The sequence below is a fragment of the Paenibacillus sp. FSL M8-0142 genome, from assembly GCF_038597315.1.
In the GTDB taxonomy this organism is placed as follows: domain Bacteria; phylum Bacillota; class Bacilli; order Paenibacillales; family Paenibacillaceae; genus Paenibacillus_AQ; species Paenibacillus_AQ lactis.
This window is the reverse complement of sequence record NZ_CP152008.1, coordinates 5,653,427-5,668,016: the sequence shown is the minus strand read 5'-3', so window position 1 is coordinate 5,668,016 and position 14,590 is coordinate 5,653,427. Positions and strand designations below refer to the sequence as shown.

The 14,590-nt window shown below is 54.0% G+C and carries 15 protein-coding genes; 10 read left to right on the top strand and 5 right to left on the bottom strand.

Annotation, left to right across the window (positions count from 1 at the left end):
- Positions 1–95: 95 nt before the first annotated feature.
- Positions 96–917: an alpha/beta fold hydrolase gene (locus tag NSQ46_RS25775; protein WP_028406998.1), complete on the top strand. Its 822-nt coding sequence runs from the start codon at positions 96–98 to the stop codon at positions 915–917.
- A gap of 77 nt (positions 918–994) precedes the next feature.
- The gene (locus NSQ46_RS25770) at positions 995–1,771 is read left to right on the top strand and encodes a class III extradiol ring-cleavage dioxygenase (RefSeq protein ID WP_213615012.1); all 777 of its coding nucleotides are present in this window, start codon (positions 995–997) and stop codon (positions 1,769–1,771) included.
- 1,504 nt (positions 1,772–3,275) lie between these two features.
- Here the strand turns inward: NSQ46_RS25770 and NSQ46_RS25765 are convergent.
- From NSQ46_RS25765 to NSQ46_RS25755, 3 genes are all read right to left on the bottom strand, one after another.
- Positions 3,276–3,818, bottom strand: a complete 543-nt coding sequence (locus tag NSQ46_RS25765; RefSeq protein ID WP_144878511.1) for a DoxX family protein — start codon at positions 3,816–3,818, stop codon at positions 3,276–3,278.
- Between the two features lie 241 nt (positions 3,819–4,059).
- Positions 4,060–4,584 carry a DoxX family protein gene (locus NSQ46_RS25760; protein WP_342575261.1) on the bottom strand — a complete coding sequence of 175 codons (525 nt, stop codon included), beginning with the start codon at positions 4,582–4,584 and terminating at the stop codon, positions 4,060–4,062.
- A 281-nt stretch (positions 4,585–4,865) separates the two neighbouring features.
- Entirely contained in the window at positions 4,866–5,405 is a 540-nt protein-coding gene (locus NSQ46_RS25755) for a DoxX family protein (RefSeq protein ID WP_007131012.1), read from the bottom strand.
- Positions 5,406–6,217: 812 nt separating this feature from the next.
- On the opposite strand from NSQ46_RS25755, the gene NSQ46_RS25750 reads away from it, so the two are divergent.
- The 5 genes from NSQ46_RS25750 to NSQ46_RS25730 all read left to right on the top strand — a co-directional run bounded on the left by NSQ46_RS25750 (position 6,218) and on the right by NSQ46_RS25730 (position 10,971).
- Positions 6,218–7,492, top strand: coding sequence for a DUF3048 domain-containing protein (locus NSQ46_RS25750; protein WP_342577017.1), 1,275 nt, complete (start codon positions 6,218–6,220; stop codon positions 7,490–7,492).
- Between the two features lie 213 nt (positions 7,493–7,705).
- A complete protein-coding gene (locus NSQ46_RS25745) occupies positions 7,706–8,320 on the top strand; it encodes a DUF47 family protein (RefSeq protein ID WP_028406869.1) in 615 nt (204 codons plus the stop codon).
- Positions 8,321–8,334: 14 nt separating this feature from the next.
- Positions 8,335–9,315 carry an inorganic phosphate transporter gene (locus tag NSQ46_RS25740; protein WP_007131015.1) on the top strand — a complete coding sequence of 327 codons (981 nt, stop codon included), beginning with the start codon at positions 8,335–8,337 and terminating at the stop codon, positions 9,313–9,315.
- A 105-nt stretch (positions 9,316–9,420) separates the two neighbouring features.
- Positions 9,421–10,377, top strand: a complete 957-nt coding sequence (corA, locus tag NSQ46_RS25735; protein WP_007131016.1) for a magnesium/cobalt transporter CorA — start codon at positions 9,421–9,423, stop codon at positions 10,375–10,377.
- Positions 10,378–10,605: 228 nt separating this feature from the next.
- The gene (locus NSQ46_RS25730; RefSeq protein WP_007131017.1) at positions 10,606–10,971 is read left to right on the top strand and encodes a YrhK family protein; all 366 of its coding nucleotides are present in this window, start codon (positions 10,606–10,608) and stop codon (positions 10,969–10,971) included.
- A 269-nt stretch (positions 10,972–11,240) separates the two neighbouring features.
- Here NSQ46_RS25730 and NSQ46_RS25725 read toward each other — a convergent pair whose 3' ends face one another.
- Positions 11,241–11,867, bottom strand: a complete 627-nt coding sequence (locus NSQ46_RS25725; RefSeq protein WP_007131018.1) for a hypothetical protein — start codon at positions 11,865–11,867, stop codon at positions 11,241–11,243.
- Between the two features lie 319 nt (positions 11,868–12,186).
- On the opposite strand from NSQ46_RS25725, the gene NSQ46_RS25720 reads away from it, so the two are divergent.
- Genes NSQ46_RS25720 through NSQ46_RS25710 form a run of 3 tightly spaced genes read left to right on the top strand, consistent with a single transcriptional unit; the run spans position 12,187 to position 14,144 of the window.
- Positions 12,187–12,477, top strand: coding sequence for a YerC/YecD family TrpR-related protein (locus NSQ46_RS25720; protein WP_028406870.1), 291 nt, complete (start codon positions 12,187–12,189; stop codon positions 12,475–12,477).
- Positions 12,478–12,479: 2 nt separating this feature from the next.
- The gene (locus tag NSQ46_RS25715; RefSeq protein ID WP_028406871.1) at positions 12,480–13,244 is read left to right on the top strand and encodes a CbiX/SirB N-terminal domain-containing protein; all 765 of its coding nucleotides are present in this window, start codon (positions 12,480–12,482) and stop codon (positions 13,242–13,244) included.
- 18 nt (positions 13,245–13,262) lie between these two features.
- The gene (locus tag NSQ46_RS25710) at positions 13,263–14,144 is read left to right on the top strand and encodes a diacylglycerol kinase (protein WP_007131021.1); all 882 of its coding nucleotides are present in this window, start codon (positions 13,263–13,265) and stop codon (positions 14,142–14,144) included.
- A gap of 170 nt (positions 14,145–14,314) precedes the next feature.
- Here the strand turns inward: NSQ46_RS25710 and NSQ46_RS25705 are convergent, their stop codons facing one another.
- The gene (locus NSQ46_RS25705; RefSeq protein WP_028406872.1) at positions 14,315–14,509 is read right to left on the bottom strand and encodes a hypothetical protein; all 195 of its coding nucleotides are present in this window, start codon (positions 14,507–14,509) and stop codon (positions 14,315–14,317) included.
- Positions 14,510–14,590 lie beyond the last annotated feature (81 nt).

The window sequence follows — 14,590 nt, the reverse complement described above, 5'->3', positions numbered from 1 at the left end:
ATCACGATGCTAAGATAAGTTTAATTAATTCATATTAAACTTATCGGAATTATTATAGTATCTAAAAGCGTCTGATTTCGCGGGGAGGAATTAGGATGGAGCGTCAAATTACGATCCGGCATCGTCAAGAGGAGCTGACAGCAACGATACATTATCCGCAGAAGGAGGCGGATGCTGGAAGCAGCCGGGTGCCGCTGATTATTATTTGCCACGGGTTTGTGGGGAGCCGCATCGGGGTTGACCGCCTGTTCGTCAAAACCGCGCGTGAACTCACCCAAGATGGGCATATGGTCATTCGGTTCGATTATATCGGCTGCGGCGAGAGCTCGGGCAGCTACGGCAGCGAGGGGCTGGAGTCGATGATCGCCCAGACGCGGACCGTTCTGGATTATGCCCTCAGCTGCACGGATGTCGACCCCCAGCGAATTACGCTGATCGGCCACAGCCTGGGCGGCGCGGTAGCGCTCCAGACCGCCGTGCGGGACCGCCGGGTGAAAAATCTCGTGCTATGGTCAGCGGTAGGCTATCCTTTCAACGATATCGTGAAAATCACGGGCCGCGACGTATATGACACCGCCGTCAAATCGGGTGCTGCCGATTATTTGGGGTACTCGTTCACTCCGGTATTTTTCGAGTCATTGGCGCAGGGCCAGCCGTTCCAAGAGGCTCTGAAATTTACGGGCAATGTGCTGGTCATTCACGGCACCTCGGATGACATTATCCCGGTGGACTATGCTTTTCTGTATCAAAAGGTGTTCTGGATGCGCTCGGAAGGCCGGTGCGATAAGGAGATTATTTTTCAGGCGGATCACACCTATTCTGCCGGCCCGCAGCGCGAGCTGCTGCTGAAGCGAACCCGGGATTGGCTGGACGAGCAAGAGCATATTCAGCAGGAATGGCAGCATTGGAGTATTTGAGGAAGTTATTTGGCATATTGGGCAGAATAACGGTACAATAGAGTTGTCCCTTGATTTTGAAGCTGGAGGTGGCATCCATGACGTTACCTGCTCTATTTATTGCACACGGTTCGCCGATGATGGCGCTGGAGGACAACGAGTATACCCGTTTCCTCGCACGTCTGGGACGGGAACTGCCGAAGCCCCGAGGCATTGCGGTATTCTCAGCTCACTGGGATGATCCGGATCAGCGCCTGACTGACGATGCCGAGCATGGCACGATGCATGATTTTTATGGATTTCCCGAGGAGATGTACCAGATCACCTATCCGGCCAAAGGCAGCGCGGAGCTGACGAATCAGATCATGCAGCGCTTCGAGGCAGGCAATCTGCATGCCAAACCGGTTACCGGCAGGGGATTGGATCATGGGGTCTGGGTCATTTTGCGCCAAATGTATCCGGATGCGGATATCCCTGTCGTTGCCCTTTCCATCGATTCCAAGCGCTCGCCCAGCGAGCAGTACTCGATCGGCGCAATGTTGTCCGATCTCCGTGAGGACGGCATTCTTATCATCGGCAGCGGCGGCCTCGTGCACAATCTGCGGATGGTGCATCCGAGCGACGAGCCTGATGATTGGGCGGTACAGTTTGATGAATGGATAGCGGAGCAGCTGGAGACGTGGAATCTCCATCAGTTATTCGCGTATGACAAGAAAGCGCCTCATGCCCGCGAAGCCGTACCTTCTTATGGGACGGAGCATCTGGTTCCCCTGTTCTATGCGATGGGGGCTGCGGATAACGGCCGCAAGGCGGAACGGTTGTTTCAATCTTACCAATATGGCAGTTTAAGCTTGAACTGCTGGTCATTTCAATAAAAGGAGAAGCCGGGCTTGGCGATCAAGCCCGGCTTTATTGTGCTTTGGGGGCTCAAGGGGAGCGGGAGCATGAGCCGGTGCACTTGGGGGTGTCGTCCGGTCCCCCGTCTCTTCGCTCGCTTGTTGTCCGCCCTTTGCCTGAATGTATATTGTGTAAAGGTAGCAAAGGGCTCCCAAAGAGCGACCGCTGTCGCTGCTCCGAGACGGGGGCCCTCCCTGAGGGGGCACCGGCGCAGCTCCGTGGTGTGTAAGCATCCCGGGAAGCACAAAAGCAGCCCGGCTTGAGAAGCCAAGCCGGGCTTTGGGTGTGGGCGGGGGAGAGGGGGGAGCTGAGCCGGTGCACATAGTTGTGTCGTCCGGTCCCCCGTCTCTTCGCTCGCTTGTTGTCCGCCCTTTGCATGAATGTATATTGTGTAAAGGTAGCAAAGGGCTCCCAAAGAGCGACCGCTGTCGCTGCTCCGAGACGGGGCCCTCCCTGGGGGGCACCGGCCCAGCTCCGTAGGGTGTAAGCCGCCCGGGAAGCACAAAGGAGCCCGGCTTTAGAAGCCAAGCCGGGCTTTGGGTGTGGGCGGGGAAGAGGGGTGTTGGGAGCTCAGCCGGCGGATCTAGTTGTGTCGTCCGTTCCCCCGTCTCTTCGCTCGCTTGTTGTCCGCCCTTTGCATGAATGTATATTGTGTAAAGGTAGCAAAGGGCTCCCAAAGAGCGACCGCTGTCGCTGCTCCGAGACGGAGGCCCTCCCTGGGGGTGCACCGGCGCAGCTCCGTAGGGTGTAAGCCGCCCGGGAAGCACAAGGAGCCCGGCTTGAGAAGCCAAGCCGGGCTTTGGGTGTGGGCGGGGGAGAGGGGGGAGCTGAGCCGGTGCACATAGTTGTGTCGTCCGGTCCCCCGTCTCTTCGCTCGCTTGTTGTCCGCCCTTTGCATGAATGTATATTGTGTAAAGGTAGCAAAGGGCTCCCAAAGAGCGACCGCTGTCGCTGCTCCGAGACGGGGCCCTCCCTGGGGGGCACCGGCCCAGCTCCGTAGGGTGTAAGCCGCCCGGGAAGCACAAAGGAGCCCGGCTTTAGAAGCCAAGCCGGGCTTTGGGTGTGGGCGGGGAAGAGGGGTGTTGGGAGCTCAGCCGGCGGATCTAGTTGTGTCGTCCGTTCCCCCGTCTCTTCGCTCGCTTGTTGTCCGCCCTTTGCATGAATGTATATTGTGTAAAGGTAGCAAAGGGCTCCCAAAGAGCGACCGCTGTCGCTGCTCCGAGACGGAGGCCCTCCCTGGGGGTGCACCGGCGCAGCTCCGTAGGGTGTAAGCCGCCCGGGAAGCACAAGGAGCCCGGCTTGAGAAGCCAAGCCGGGCTTTGGGTGTGGGCGGGTGGTTATGCCATTGCTGGTGGTGGGCTGGATGTCCAGGGGAGCTTCTTGCCATCTGGCGTTGTGTCGTTATGCTCCCCGGGCATTGTGCTCGCATATTGTCGGTACGAATTTTTCTAACTCGCCCCGTCCCTGTATCAGCGGTGCCGGTTAAGCGGTTTGCTTTGTCAGAGGTGTTGGGGTTGTGCCGCCGTCATGGCGGGTCGTTTTGTGTGTCCATTTGTTCCACAGGCCGCGGAGGTAAGGGATTACCCAGCGGTCGAGACCGATTTTACCGGCGTTCGCTGCAGCAACCAGGATGAACATTTGCAGCAAGAGCATTTGCGCATTCGTGCTCACGGTGCCCGAGAAGAGGAACGCGGCGTTCATCACGATGCCCATGAGGGCGGCGAAGGTGGTGAAGGTCCCCAGGATCAGCCCGAGGCCGACGAGAAATTCACCGAGCGGGACCATGACGTTAAAGATCTTTACGCCCGGCAGCGCCGCGTGCTCGAGGAAGGCCGCCCACCAGCCTTGTACGGCGGGATGGTCGCCGGTCGCCTTGGCGATCGCGCCTTGCAGGAAGCCTGCAGCCTCGAAGCCGCCGGTCAATTTGCCCCAGCCGGCCACCATCCATTCATAACCAATGTAGACCCGGATGAAGGTCAGCAGCCACATCGCCACTTTGTTAGTTCTCAGCCAATTGTTAAACATATCAACCACTCCTTGGGAAGATGATTTTTTTATTGAGTTCATTGTTGTTGCTTGCCCTCGACCGGCTTATTGGTGTTCATCTGGTTGAGGGAGGAAGATGATCATCTCTTTCTGATTTCATTATAAGTGAAACAAATCACAATATATGTGATTAAAATCACATTCGTGATAAAAATCATAATTATATTAAAAAAAGAAATAACCCTGCGCTCTTTGAGAGGAGCACGCAGGGTTACGTTGGCTACGCCGTTTGATTATTCATAAGAGGTTCATGATAACTGACATTCATTTTACGGGCAAACTTCCGTTTAAGGAAGGGCATAAGCCAGCGGTCCAGCCCGATCCTCCCGGCATTGGCCGCAGACAGGATGAGAAGAAATTCAAGCAGCAACAGCTGGCCGTTCGTACTGATCGAACCGGAGAAGAGATAGGCGAAATTCATCACCAGTCCCATCAGCGCGGCAAAGGTGGTAAACGTCCCGAGGATTAAACCCAGCCCGACAAGAAACTCCCCAAGCGGGACGATGATGTTGAAGAATTTTACGCCCGGCAGCGCCGCATGCTCCAGAAAGGCCGCCCACCACCCCTGCACCGGCGGGTTCTCACCGGCTGATTTGGCGATCGCTCCTTTCATAAAGCTGCTGGCATCGAAGCCCCCCGTCAGCTTGGTCCAGCCTGCGGTCAGCCACTTATACCCGACCCATACCCGAATCATCGTCAATACCCACATGGCGATTTTGCTTGTCTGAAGCCAGCTCATCCACATCCAACACCACTCCTCCATGAATAATTATTCTATATTTTGTTTTCGGATTTTTGAGAAAATGAAAATAATTACCGCAGAAAGCATGAACGCATCAAGGATTTTCGCTCACGCTGGGAAAGTGATTAGCAATGTATATTTTCAAAAATCCGTATTAAAATACATTATTCACTTCCACCTGGCTTATGCCTGTGCGTTTTGGAATGCGATCCGGACATACCAAAAAGTGATGAAGAACCGAGGTTCTCCATCACTTGGATGCTGCCTAATTGAGTTGCAGCCGATTAAGCCGTTTGCTTCTTCAGCGGCGTTGGCGTCGTGTCGCCATGGCGGGTCGTTTTGTGTGTCCATTTGTTCCACAGGCCGCGGAGGTAAGGGATTACCCAGCGGTCAAGACCGATTTTACCAGCGTTCGCTGCAGCAACCAGGATGAACATTTGCAGCAAGAGCATTTGCGCATTCGTGCTCACGGTGCCCGAGAAGAGGAACGCGGCGTTCATCACGATCCCCATGAGGGCGGCGAAGGTGGTGAAGGTACCCAGGATCAGCCCGAGGCCGACGAGGAATTCACCGAGCGGGACCATGACGTTGAAGACCTTAACGCCCGGCAGCGCCGCGTGCTCGAGGAAGGCCGCCCACCAGCCTTGTACAGCGGGATGGTCGCCGGTCGCCTTGGCGATCGCGCCTTGCAGGAAGCCTGCAGCCTCGAAGCCGCCGGTCAATTTGCCCCAGCCGGCCACCATCCATTCGTAACCGATGTAGACCCGGATGAAGGTCAGCAACCACATTGCAACTTTGTTTGTTCTCAGCCAATTGTTAAACATATGAACCACTCCTTAATTGAGTTATTTTTTGTTTGCATTGTTGTCTGTCATGGATGTTGTTTTGTTGATCTGCTTACTGGTGACTTCATTGTGCTTACTTTCTTGTTGTTCACTTTCTTGCTGTTCACTTTCTTGCTGTTCACTTTCTTATTGTTCGCTTTCTTGCTGTTGTCTTGCTTGGTGCTGTTTGGTTTAAGTGATCACCTTTCTTACACTTTTATTATACGTGAAATTATTCACAATACAATGTGATAGAAATCACAAATTTGTGAACATAGCATTCTGCCTCTGAAATACATTGCATTCTGCCCTTCAAATAGGCTGAAATACGGCAGCGGCTCCTTAAATGGTTTGAAACCTTGCGCGGTCTGCCCCTAGAATCGGCTGATGAAATAAGTGAATGTTCTACTACAGGGAAAGGGAGGTAATTGTAGGGCATCAATGACAGCAGCCAAATGTTCGTGGTCCCACCCCAAGCAGGCTTGCGGAGAACTTATCGAGTTATCTCCAATAGAAAGGCTTTGCCGGAGGACGGATCGAGTTATCTTCCATAGAAAGGTAGGCTTGCGGAGAACCTAGCGAGTTATGAATCAACCGAGATTACAAGACTTGATCGATGAATGACCTAGAGCCAGGCGTCTTACGAACGGTTCTTTATTACAGACAAAGGCGCAGCGTTTATGATTAAATGTAAATTAAAGTTGAATTGTCGGTTGGAAATTTCGGGTAATAAGTATTTGGGAGAGTCCATAGGGGGAAATGATATGCGCAGTAAACATCGACTTGGCAAATTTGCATGGAGGACAAGCTTCATGGCGATTGCGGCCGTCCTTGCATTGTCTGCTTGTGGTGGGAAGCCGCAGACAGAGCCGGTAGAGAGTCCGGAGGTACAGAGTCCGGTACAGCCTCCGGTGGAGGATGTGAAGGAGCCGGCAGCACCGGCTCCGTACAGGGCGCCTTTAACCGGGCTGGCGGTTGAGGCGCCGGTCACGCAGCGGCCGCTGGCGGTTATGATCAATAACGCGCCGGCGGCAAGGCCGCAGTCGGGGCTGAGCCAAGCCGATATCGTATACGAGGTATTGGCCGAGGGCGGCATTACGCGATTGATCGGGATTTTCCAAAGCCAAGAAGGCATCGAGCAGATCGGGCCGATCCGCAGCATTCGTCCTTATCTGATCCGTCTTGGCGAGAGCTATGGCGGCGTTCTGGTTCATGCCGGCGGCAGCCCCGAGGCTTATTCGATCATTCAAAAGCAGGGGAAGCAGGATTTGGACGAAATCGGCAATGCCGGTGCTTTTTTCTGGAGATCGAAGGACCGTAAAGCGCCGCATAATCTGTATTCCAGCGACGAGAAGCTGCGTCAAGCTGCTGCTAAGATGGGCTATGATCAGCAGGTTCAGGTTCCGCAATACAGCTTCCTTACGGAAGAGCCTGCAGGAGGCACGAGTGGAACGAATGGCACCGATGGCACCCCATCCTCCGGTGGAACTGCGGACGGCACGGAGGGTTCGACGCAGCAAGACGGAACGACGAATAGCGGGAAACCATCTGCCGATGTTGCGGAAAATACAAGCAATGCGGAGCAATCTTCAGCATCTGCGAACAGCGCAGGCAATGCAGGACAACCGGCAGATGCCGGGAATGCAGCCAGCGAAGCGGGGTCCCAAACGGAGGCAGCCGGAGAAGCCGCGGGCAAGGTGGACATTACCTTTTTGCTGAACAGTTATGTGGTTTCCTATGAATACGATGAAGCATCGAGCACGTATAAGCGATCCATCAATGGGTCTCCCCATGTCGATCTTAACAACAATGAGCAGCTGGAAGCTGCCAATGTGATTGTGCTCGGAGCCGACCATAAAGTGCTGGATGATATAGGGCGTCTAGCCGTGGATGTAGAAACCGGGGGCGAGGCCATGCTGTTCCAACGGGGCGAGGTGATCCGGGGGCAGTGGGTCAGAGCCGCGAATGATGCGATCCGGTTCGTCAAGGACGGGGCAGAGGTGGCGCTTGTTCCGGGAACGACATATTTCAACATTGTGCCTAACTCTCCATCATTTGAGAGCCATGTGAGCATATCCAATCCATAATTCATGGGCGGCGGATAATATATCCTTATACGGGGATGTTAAGTATCAGGCATAAAGGTGTGGAGCAGGCTAGGGATGCGCTTCCTTGTTAGTTTCTTACTTTTTTGAGTGTTAGTTTTCTATACACACCCTGCGGCGGATGTGATAAGATATTCAAGGTTGTCTATCTTTTCTTTCGTTCGCGGCAATTTATCCGTAAAGGGGTTAAAGAGTATGAAAATGAAGAAAAAGGATATATTTTTCCAATGCCTGGAGAATATGGCCGACACGGTGGTTCAAGCTGCAGATTATTTTTCACAGCACGTTACCAATCTTCAGGATGTGCTAGAATTCGCCAATGAAATGAAAAAATTCGAGTCCCAATGTGATACTTATACCCATACGATCATCACGGAGCTCAACAAAACATTTATAACGCCGATCGAAAGAGACGACATCATGGACCTGGCAACCAGCATGGACGATGTGATGGACGGGCTCGAGGCCACCGCATCCCGGTTTTATATGTACCAGCTCGGACAGCCTGACGAATACATCGTGCAGTTTGCAGAAATTCTTCGTCAATCGGCCTACGAAATTCAGAAAGCCATTCATTTGCTCTCGCAGAAAAAACTTCTTGCGATCCGCGAATATACGATCCGCTTGAACGATCTGGAGAACCAGGGCGATGAGCTGCTGCGTATCTGCATTAAGGATCTGTTCGCGACCGTTTCCGATCCGATTCTGCTGATCAAGAAGAAAGAGATCTATGAGCGTCTTGAGACAACCACGGACACCTGCGAAGACGTGGCGAATATGCTGGAATCCATCATTATGCGTAACTCGTAAGGGAGTCCTGAACTATGGATATCGTAATCATTCTCGTTGTTTTCCTGGCACTCGCCTTCGACTTTATTAACGGGTTTCACGATACGGCTAATGCGATTGCTACGTCGGTATCGACCCGTGCCTTGAAGCCTCGAGTTGCCATTCTGCTTGCAGCCTCGATGAACTTCGTTGGCGCGATGCTGTTCACAGGCGTTGCCAAAACGATTGGCGGCAGCATTGCAGACCCCGCTACACTGGATAACGGAATCGAGGTTGTAATCGCGACGCTGTTGTCGGCGATTATCTGGAACCTCGTAACCTGGTGGTTCGGCTTGCCTTCATCCTCCTCGCATGCTCTGATCGGTGCATTGACCGGTGCGGTCTTCGTCGGAGCGGGTAGCGATAAGCTGAATTACGGCGGCTTTACGGATATCGTATTGGCGCTTGTCCTTTCGCCGATCATCGCATTTGTGGTCGGTTATCTGGTGATGCAGCTGTTGAAAGTCATCTTCGCAAAACGCAGTCCGCACACCGTGAATAAGGGCTTCCGCACGATGCAGATCTTTACGGCTGCGCTCCAATCCTTCACGCACGGCACGAACGATGCGCAGAAGGCGATGGGGATCATTACGTTCGCTCTCGTGACTTCCGGTCATCTCTCGGAGATGGAGGTTCCGTTCTGGGTTAAGCTGGCGGCTGCAACCGCGATGGCATTGGGAACCTCGATCGGCGGCTGGAAGATCATCAAGACGATGGGAACGAAAATTTTCAAAATCGAGCCGATTAACGGATTCGCCGCAGACTTCTCGGCAGCCTCTGTTATTTTCTCGGCGACACTGCTTCACTTGCCGATCAGTACGACCCATGCGATTACATCGGCAATTCTCGGCGTAGGCTCGGCGAAACGCTTCTCCGCCGTGAAATGGTCCCTGGCAGGGCGAATTGTCGTAACCTGGTTCATCACGATTCCGATTACGGCTGTGCTGGCGGGACTTATCTTTAAAATTTTCTTCTAGACCAATACTTACTTACAGATAGATAACGGATAGATGTGGAGCCAATCAGCATACGATTGGCTTTTTTTAATAGACGATTACATATCTGCAGAAGGGAGGACGCCTATGATTCGCACGTTGGCCATCACGCCGAGCTATGAGCCGGTGCTGGGACTGTCGCTGGCCGAGATGAATATGGCGGAATACGCCTGGGTCTGGGTGGATTTCAGCGAACCGACGCCGGAGGAGGCGCGGATGCTGGAGACGTATTTTCATTTTCACCCGCTGGCCATTGAGGATTGCCTGCATTTTCTGCAGCGTCCCAAGCTGGATTATTACGATGAAATGCAGTTCTTCGTCCTGCATGCACTGCATCCGGATACGCTCCAGGCGGTGGAGGTGGATCTGTTCCTCGCGCCAAGGCTCGTCGTGTCGTTCCACCAGCAAAATCTGCCGGAGGTAAATGATGCATGGGACCGGGTCGTGGAGGCTGCCAGGAAGGGAGCGGTTGGCGAGGATGGCCCCAGCTTCACCGCTTATACGATTATGGATAAGATGGTGGATCAATATTTCCCGAGCTTGTACGCGATTGAGGACGAGCTGGCGGATCTGGAGAATGAAGGTGAACGGGAGTCGGTGGAGGAGCTGATGAACCAGGTGTTTGCCCTTCGGTCACGGCTGCTTCGCCTCCGGCGGACGGTTGTGCCGATGCGGGATTTGCTCTATCGGATTATCAACTCGCAGCATATGAAGCATCATGTGCACCTTGCTTATTTTTCCGATATCTATGACCACCTGCTCAAGCTGTCCGACATGATCGAGACCAACCGCGAGATGACGGCGGATCTTCGCGACAGTTACATCTCCGTAAATTCGAACCGGATGAATCAAATCATGAAGACGCTGACCGTGATCACCACGATCTTCATGCCGCTGACGCTGATTGCGGGCATTTATGGCATGAATTTTGAGGTGATGCCGGAGCTGCAATGGAGGTATGGTTACTTTGCCGTGCTGGTTCTGATGTTCCTGCTCGGCGGCGGCATGGTGATGTGGTTTATACGCAGGGGCTGGTTTAAATAGTGTTATTTTCTGGATGATATTCCGGGTTAACAAAAAGAGTGTAAGAGAAGATCTGCGCCGGGTGACAAGCTTACAATTGCTTGAGACAAGCCGAAAGACGGAATCAAGGCTGGGTATGTGACCCTTGATCGTCTGAGACTAAGTTCCAGCGCACACATCTTCGGAGCTTGGCTGCCGGGGTTTATGGATGGTCCATCACGGGTAAGGCTTCCTGAGGAGGGAGTTACGATGGTACCCGGTCTGAATCGACAAGGCAAACACCATAGAAAACGACACCTGAACCTGTCCGTACGTACCGGAAGGCTGCGCCGGCTGCTCCGACTGTCGCGGGCGCGAAAGCGCCGGCTAACCGTCACCAGCCGTTTCGAGGCAGGGATGATGCTTAGCGAGCTGCTGACCGGACTGCTGTTTATTACTGGCAGCATCTTAATGTTCTACCCGGGGACAAAACGTATCTCCACGGTGCTGTACCTGCTCGGAAGCATTATGATGCTGCTGCGGTCGGGCATTCGAGGCTCTTATTGGTTCCGGTTAAAATCGCTCGAGCATTCAGCCGATCAGGAGAGCAGCTCCGATCAGGATTGGTCGCGTTGAACAGCGTAAGCGACATACGGTAAAAAGCTCACGCCATTGAAGCATCTTTCAAGCCATGCCCTGATGTCCACGTTAGACGGGAATGCTCTACCCGGCGCAAAAATATGCTCCAGCCCTGAGCTTTCAGGGCTGGAGCTGTTCATGGAGCGGTCATGTACTGCCGTCTAACCTGACTATATCCGGGTAAGCCGGACGGTGCCCTGCGCGCCCTAAAAATGCAAGGGCTCTGCGGGGGGATTGCATCGCCCTCGCCTCGGGGCGCCTTTCGGCTACCGCCGGCGTCTGCGTTTGCTGGAGCCGGACGACTTGCGCGAGCCGGTCCGGCGTTTGCCGCCTCCGGATGAACGTCGTCTTGGCGGCGTATACTCGTAATTGCCGCCGGAGTCGGCGTAATCAGCCGATGGCGGATTGTTTTTCTTCTTGAACGCTCCTGCCAGCAGGGACACCATCGGCGCTAGCTGCTGGAAGCCCTGCATGACCTTTTGAACCTTGCCGAGATTGTTGACGATGCCGTCAATGCCTCCCATCCGGTCGATAATGTTTTTCAGATCGCCCATGTTCTTCAGACCCAGGCCTCCGAGGAGGCCTCCTAATCCTCCGCTTCCGCTGCTGCCTCCTCCGCCGAGAAGGCCGCCGAGGCCGCCGTTCGAATTGTCGGACGGCGCGAACGACGAAGCAGTAGCTTCCGTGCCGGGTACCGGCGCTAAGGCCGGAACCGAATCGGTGTATGGATATAAAGCGGATGGATTAGCATCTGGATACTCGCTGTAGGAATTCAGGCCGGGATACGGTGACGATTCCTGGGGAAGTGATTCGTTCAGCGAGCGGTAAGTACTGCGATGGGAAGGACGTTGGGAAGAAGGTCGACGGTGATAATAGTGGGAATGACCAGTCATCATATCACTTTCCTTTGTAAGTTAAGATACTATACTGTATGTTCCGGGCGGGCGATGGGTTTAGGCTATTGTCCCGATTTTCGGGATAGGAGCGGAATCGGGCGGATGCCTACGGGAATGATGTGAGGGGACAGCTGCGGATTATGAGGGAATATATGAGATCTAGGTTTAATTCATTTCGTTTAGGTTCATACCAAAGATTATAATGTATGGTCGTCCTGTAGTGCGTGAAATCGTTAATGCTTGAAAAGACTGTACCCGCTCGGGTACAATGGGAGTGCGAGTGTTATACACAGTAACAATAGGGGATGATAATTCAGTGCAGCTGAAGAAACTTAATGACAAGAGCATTGATCAATTATTTGAGGCTATATTAACCTTGAAGAACGTGGAAGAATGCTATGTATTTTTCGACGATCTCTGCACCGTTAACGAAATCCAGTCCTTGTCCCAACGGCTCGAGGTGGCTCGGATGCTGGGCAAGGGATGCACATACAACCAGATTGAAGCCGAAACGGGAGCCAGCACCGCGACGATCTCGCGGGTGAAGCGTTGTTTGAATTATGGCAATGATGGGTATAAAATGACTTTGGAGCGTCTCGGGCGTTAATGATGGCACAGCCGGGCGTGCTCGTGATCAGTCATGGCTCCAGGGAGCAAGGATGGGTGTCGCTTGTGGACGAAGCCGTCGGCAAGCTGGCAGCCCGCATGGATATGCCGGTCGTAGCTTCATACTTGGAATTGGTAGAGGGCCGTCTGATTCAGGACGGCATTACGGCTTTGGAGGACCAGGGTGTTACGGACATTGTGGTCATTCCTCTATTTGTGTCATCAGGCAGCACACATGTCGACGAAATAGCTTATGCTATAGGAGCGAAGGCGGTTCCGGAGCTGGAAACGGATCTTGAGCCGTTCCGGGTCCGCGCCGCTGTTCATTTCGGCACGCCGATGGACGATCATCCGGACATCGCCGCCATGGTGTGGGATAAGGTAAGCGAGCTGTCCGTTCAGCCCGAGAAGGAGGTCATCCTTCTCGTGGGACACGGCAGCAGGCATGATGGATTTCGCCGCCGCTGGGAGGAAGGCATGTCCCGGCTTGCCGGGCGCGTTGGCGCCTTAAGCGGCACAAGCGTCGATTATGCCCTGCTGAGCCCCGGGAATGTCCGGGAGAAAGCATTGCAATGGAAGGAGCGCGGCTGCGAGGTGATCGCGGCTCCGCTTTTTTTAAGTGAGGGGTATTTTACAGAGAAGGTCATTCCGGACAGGATTCAGGGGCTCTCGTGCCGCTATTCCGGCAAAACCCTGCTTCCGCATCCGCTGCTGTCGCACTGGATGGAGTCCCAGGCCCATCTGATGATACAATCCTTGAAATCATGAGTAGGTGGCGTATCGTTAATGAGAAATGCAAGATTAATTTATAACCCGACCTCAGGGCGGGAGGAAATGAAGCGAAGATTAGCTGATATTTTGCACCGTCTGGATAGCGCGGGCATTGAAACCTCCTGCCATGCAACAACCGGGGAGGGGGATGCGACCCGTGAAGCGGCGGATGCCGTGGAGCGGGGGTACGATCTTGTGATTGCGGCCGGCGGCGACGGCACGCTTAATGAAGTGATCAACGGGATGGCGGGAAGGGATAACCTGCCGCCGCTTGGTATTTTTCCGCTGGGGACAACGAATGATTTCGCCCGTGCGCTCGGCATCTCGAGGAACTGGGAGGAGTACTGCGACCTGGTGATCCGGGGCGAGACCCGCCCGATCGATGTCGGCAAGGCGAATGACCGCTACTTCATTAATATCGCCGGGGGCGGTACGCTGACGGAGCTTACGTATGAGGTGCCTAGCAAGCTGAAGACGATGATCGGGCAGCTGGCGTATTATTTGAAGGGGATCGAGAAAATGGTCAGCCTTACGCCGCAGGAGCTCATCATCCAAGCCAGCGGGCAGGAGATCATTCATGACGAGTTCATGGTGTTCCTCATTGCCAACAGCAACTCGGTCGGCGGCTTCGACAAGCTCGCACCTGGCGCCAGCATCGATGACGGCCTGTTCGACGTCATTGCCCTGCGCAAGTGCAACCTGGCGGAGTTCGTGCGTGTAGCCACGCTCGCGCTGCGCGGCGAGCATGTGAATGACAAGAAGGTGTTGCATTTCCGCACCGACTACATGGAGGTTACGTCACCGGGACAGGTGCAGCTGAACCTGGACGGCGAGTTTGGCGGCATGCTGCCGGGCACGTTCCGGATTTTGCCGCAGCATCTGCGGATTTTTGCTTGATGCCGGTAGGTAGTGGTGCAGGGTGGGCTTTAAGGAGCCTGGTTAAGGACTGGCGGGACGGTAGACGTTAAATGAATGAAAGCAAGAGATGGCGAGACATTTGTCGTTGAGTGAATGGCGTAAGCGGCGCATGATGTTCGTGCCCGGGTCTGTGCGGTCTTGTGCGGATGCTAGCCGGATGCTTTAGCCGATTCAGCGCATCCGTCTCCCGGCTCTTGTAAGTAAATGATTGGATTTTGCAGGCGATGCCGATTGAATATGGAAGGAAGCTCCCGTATAATGATGGACGGAGCTTTCGCAGGCAAGCTCCCTTGGGGGAGCTTTTTGTTGTATCCGGGAAGAAGCTGCTCGTTCGGCAATCTCATGGGTCTCCCCCATGGGAGATATTATGGATGCCGGGCGATATGGGAATAGATGAAGAAGACGAGTAACCGTACGTATAGATC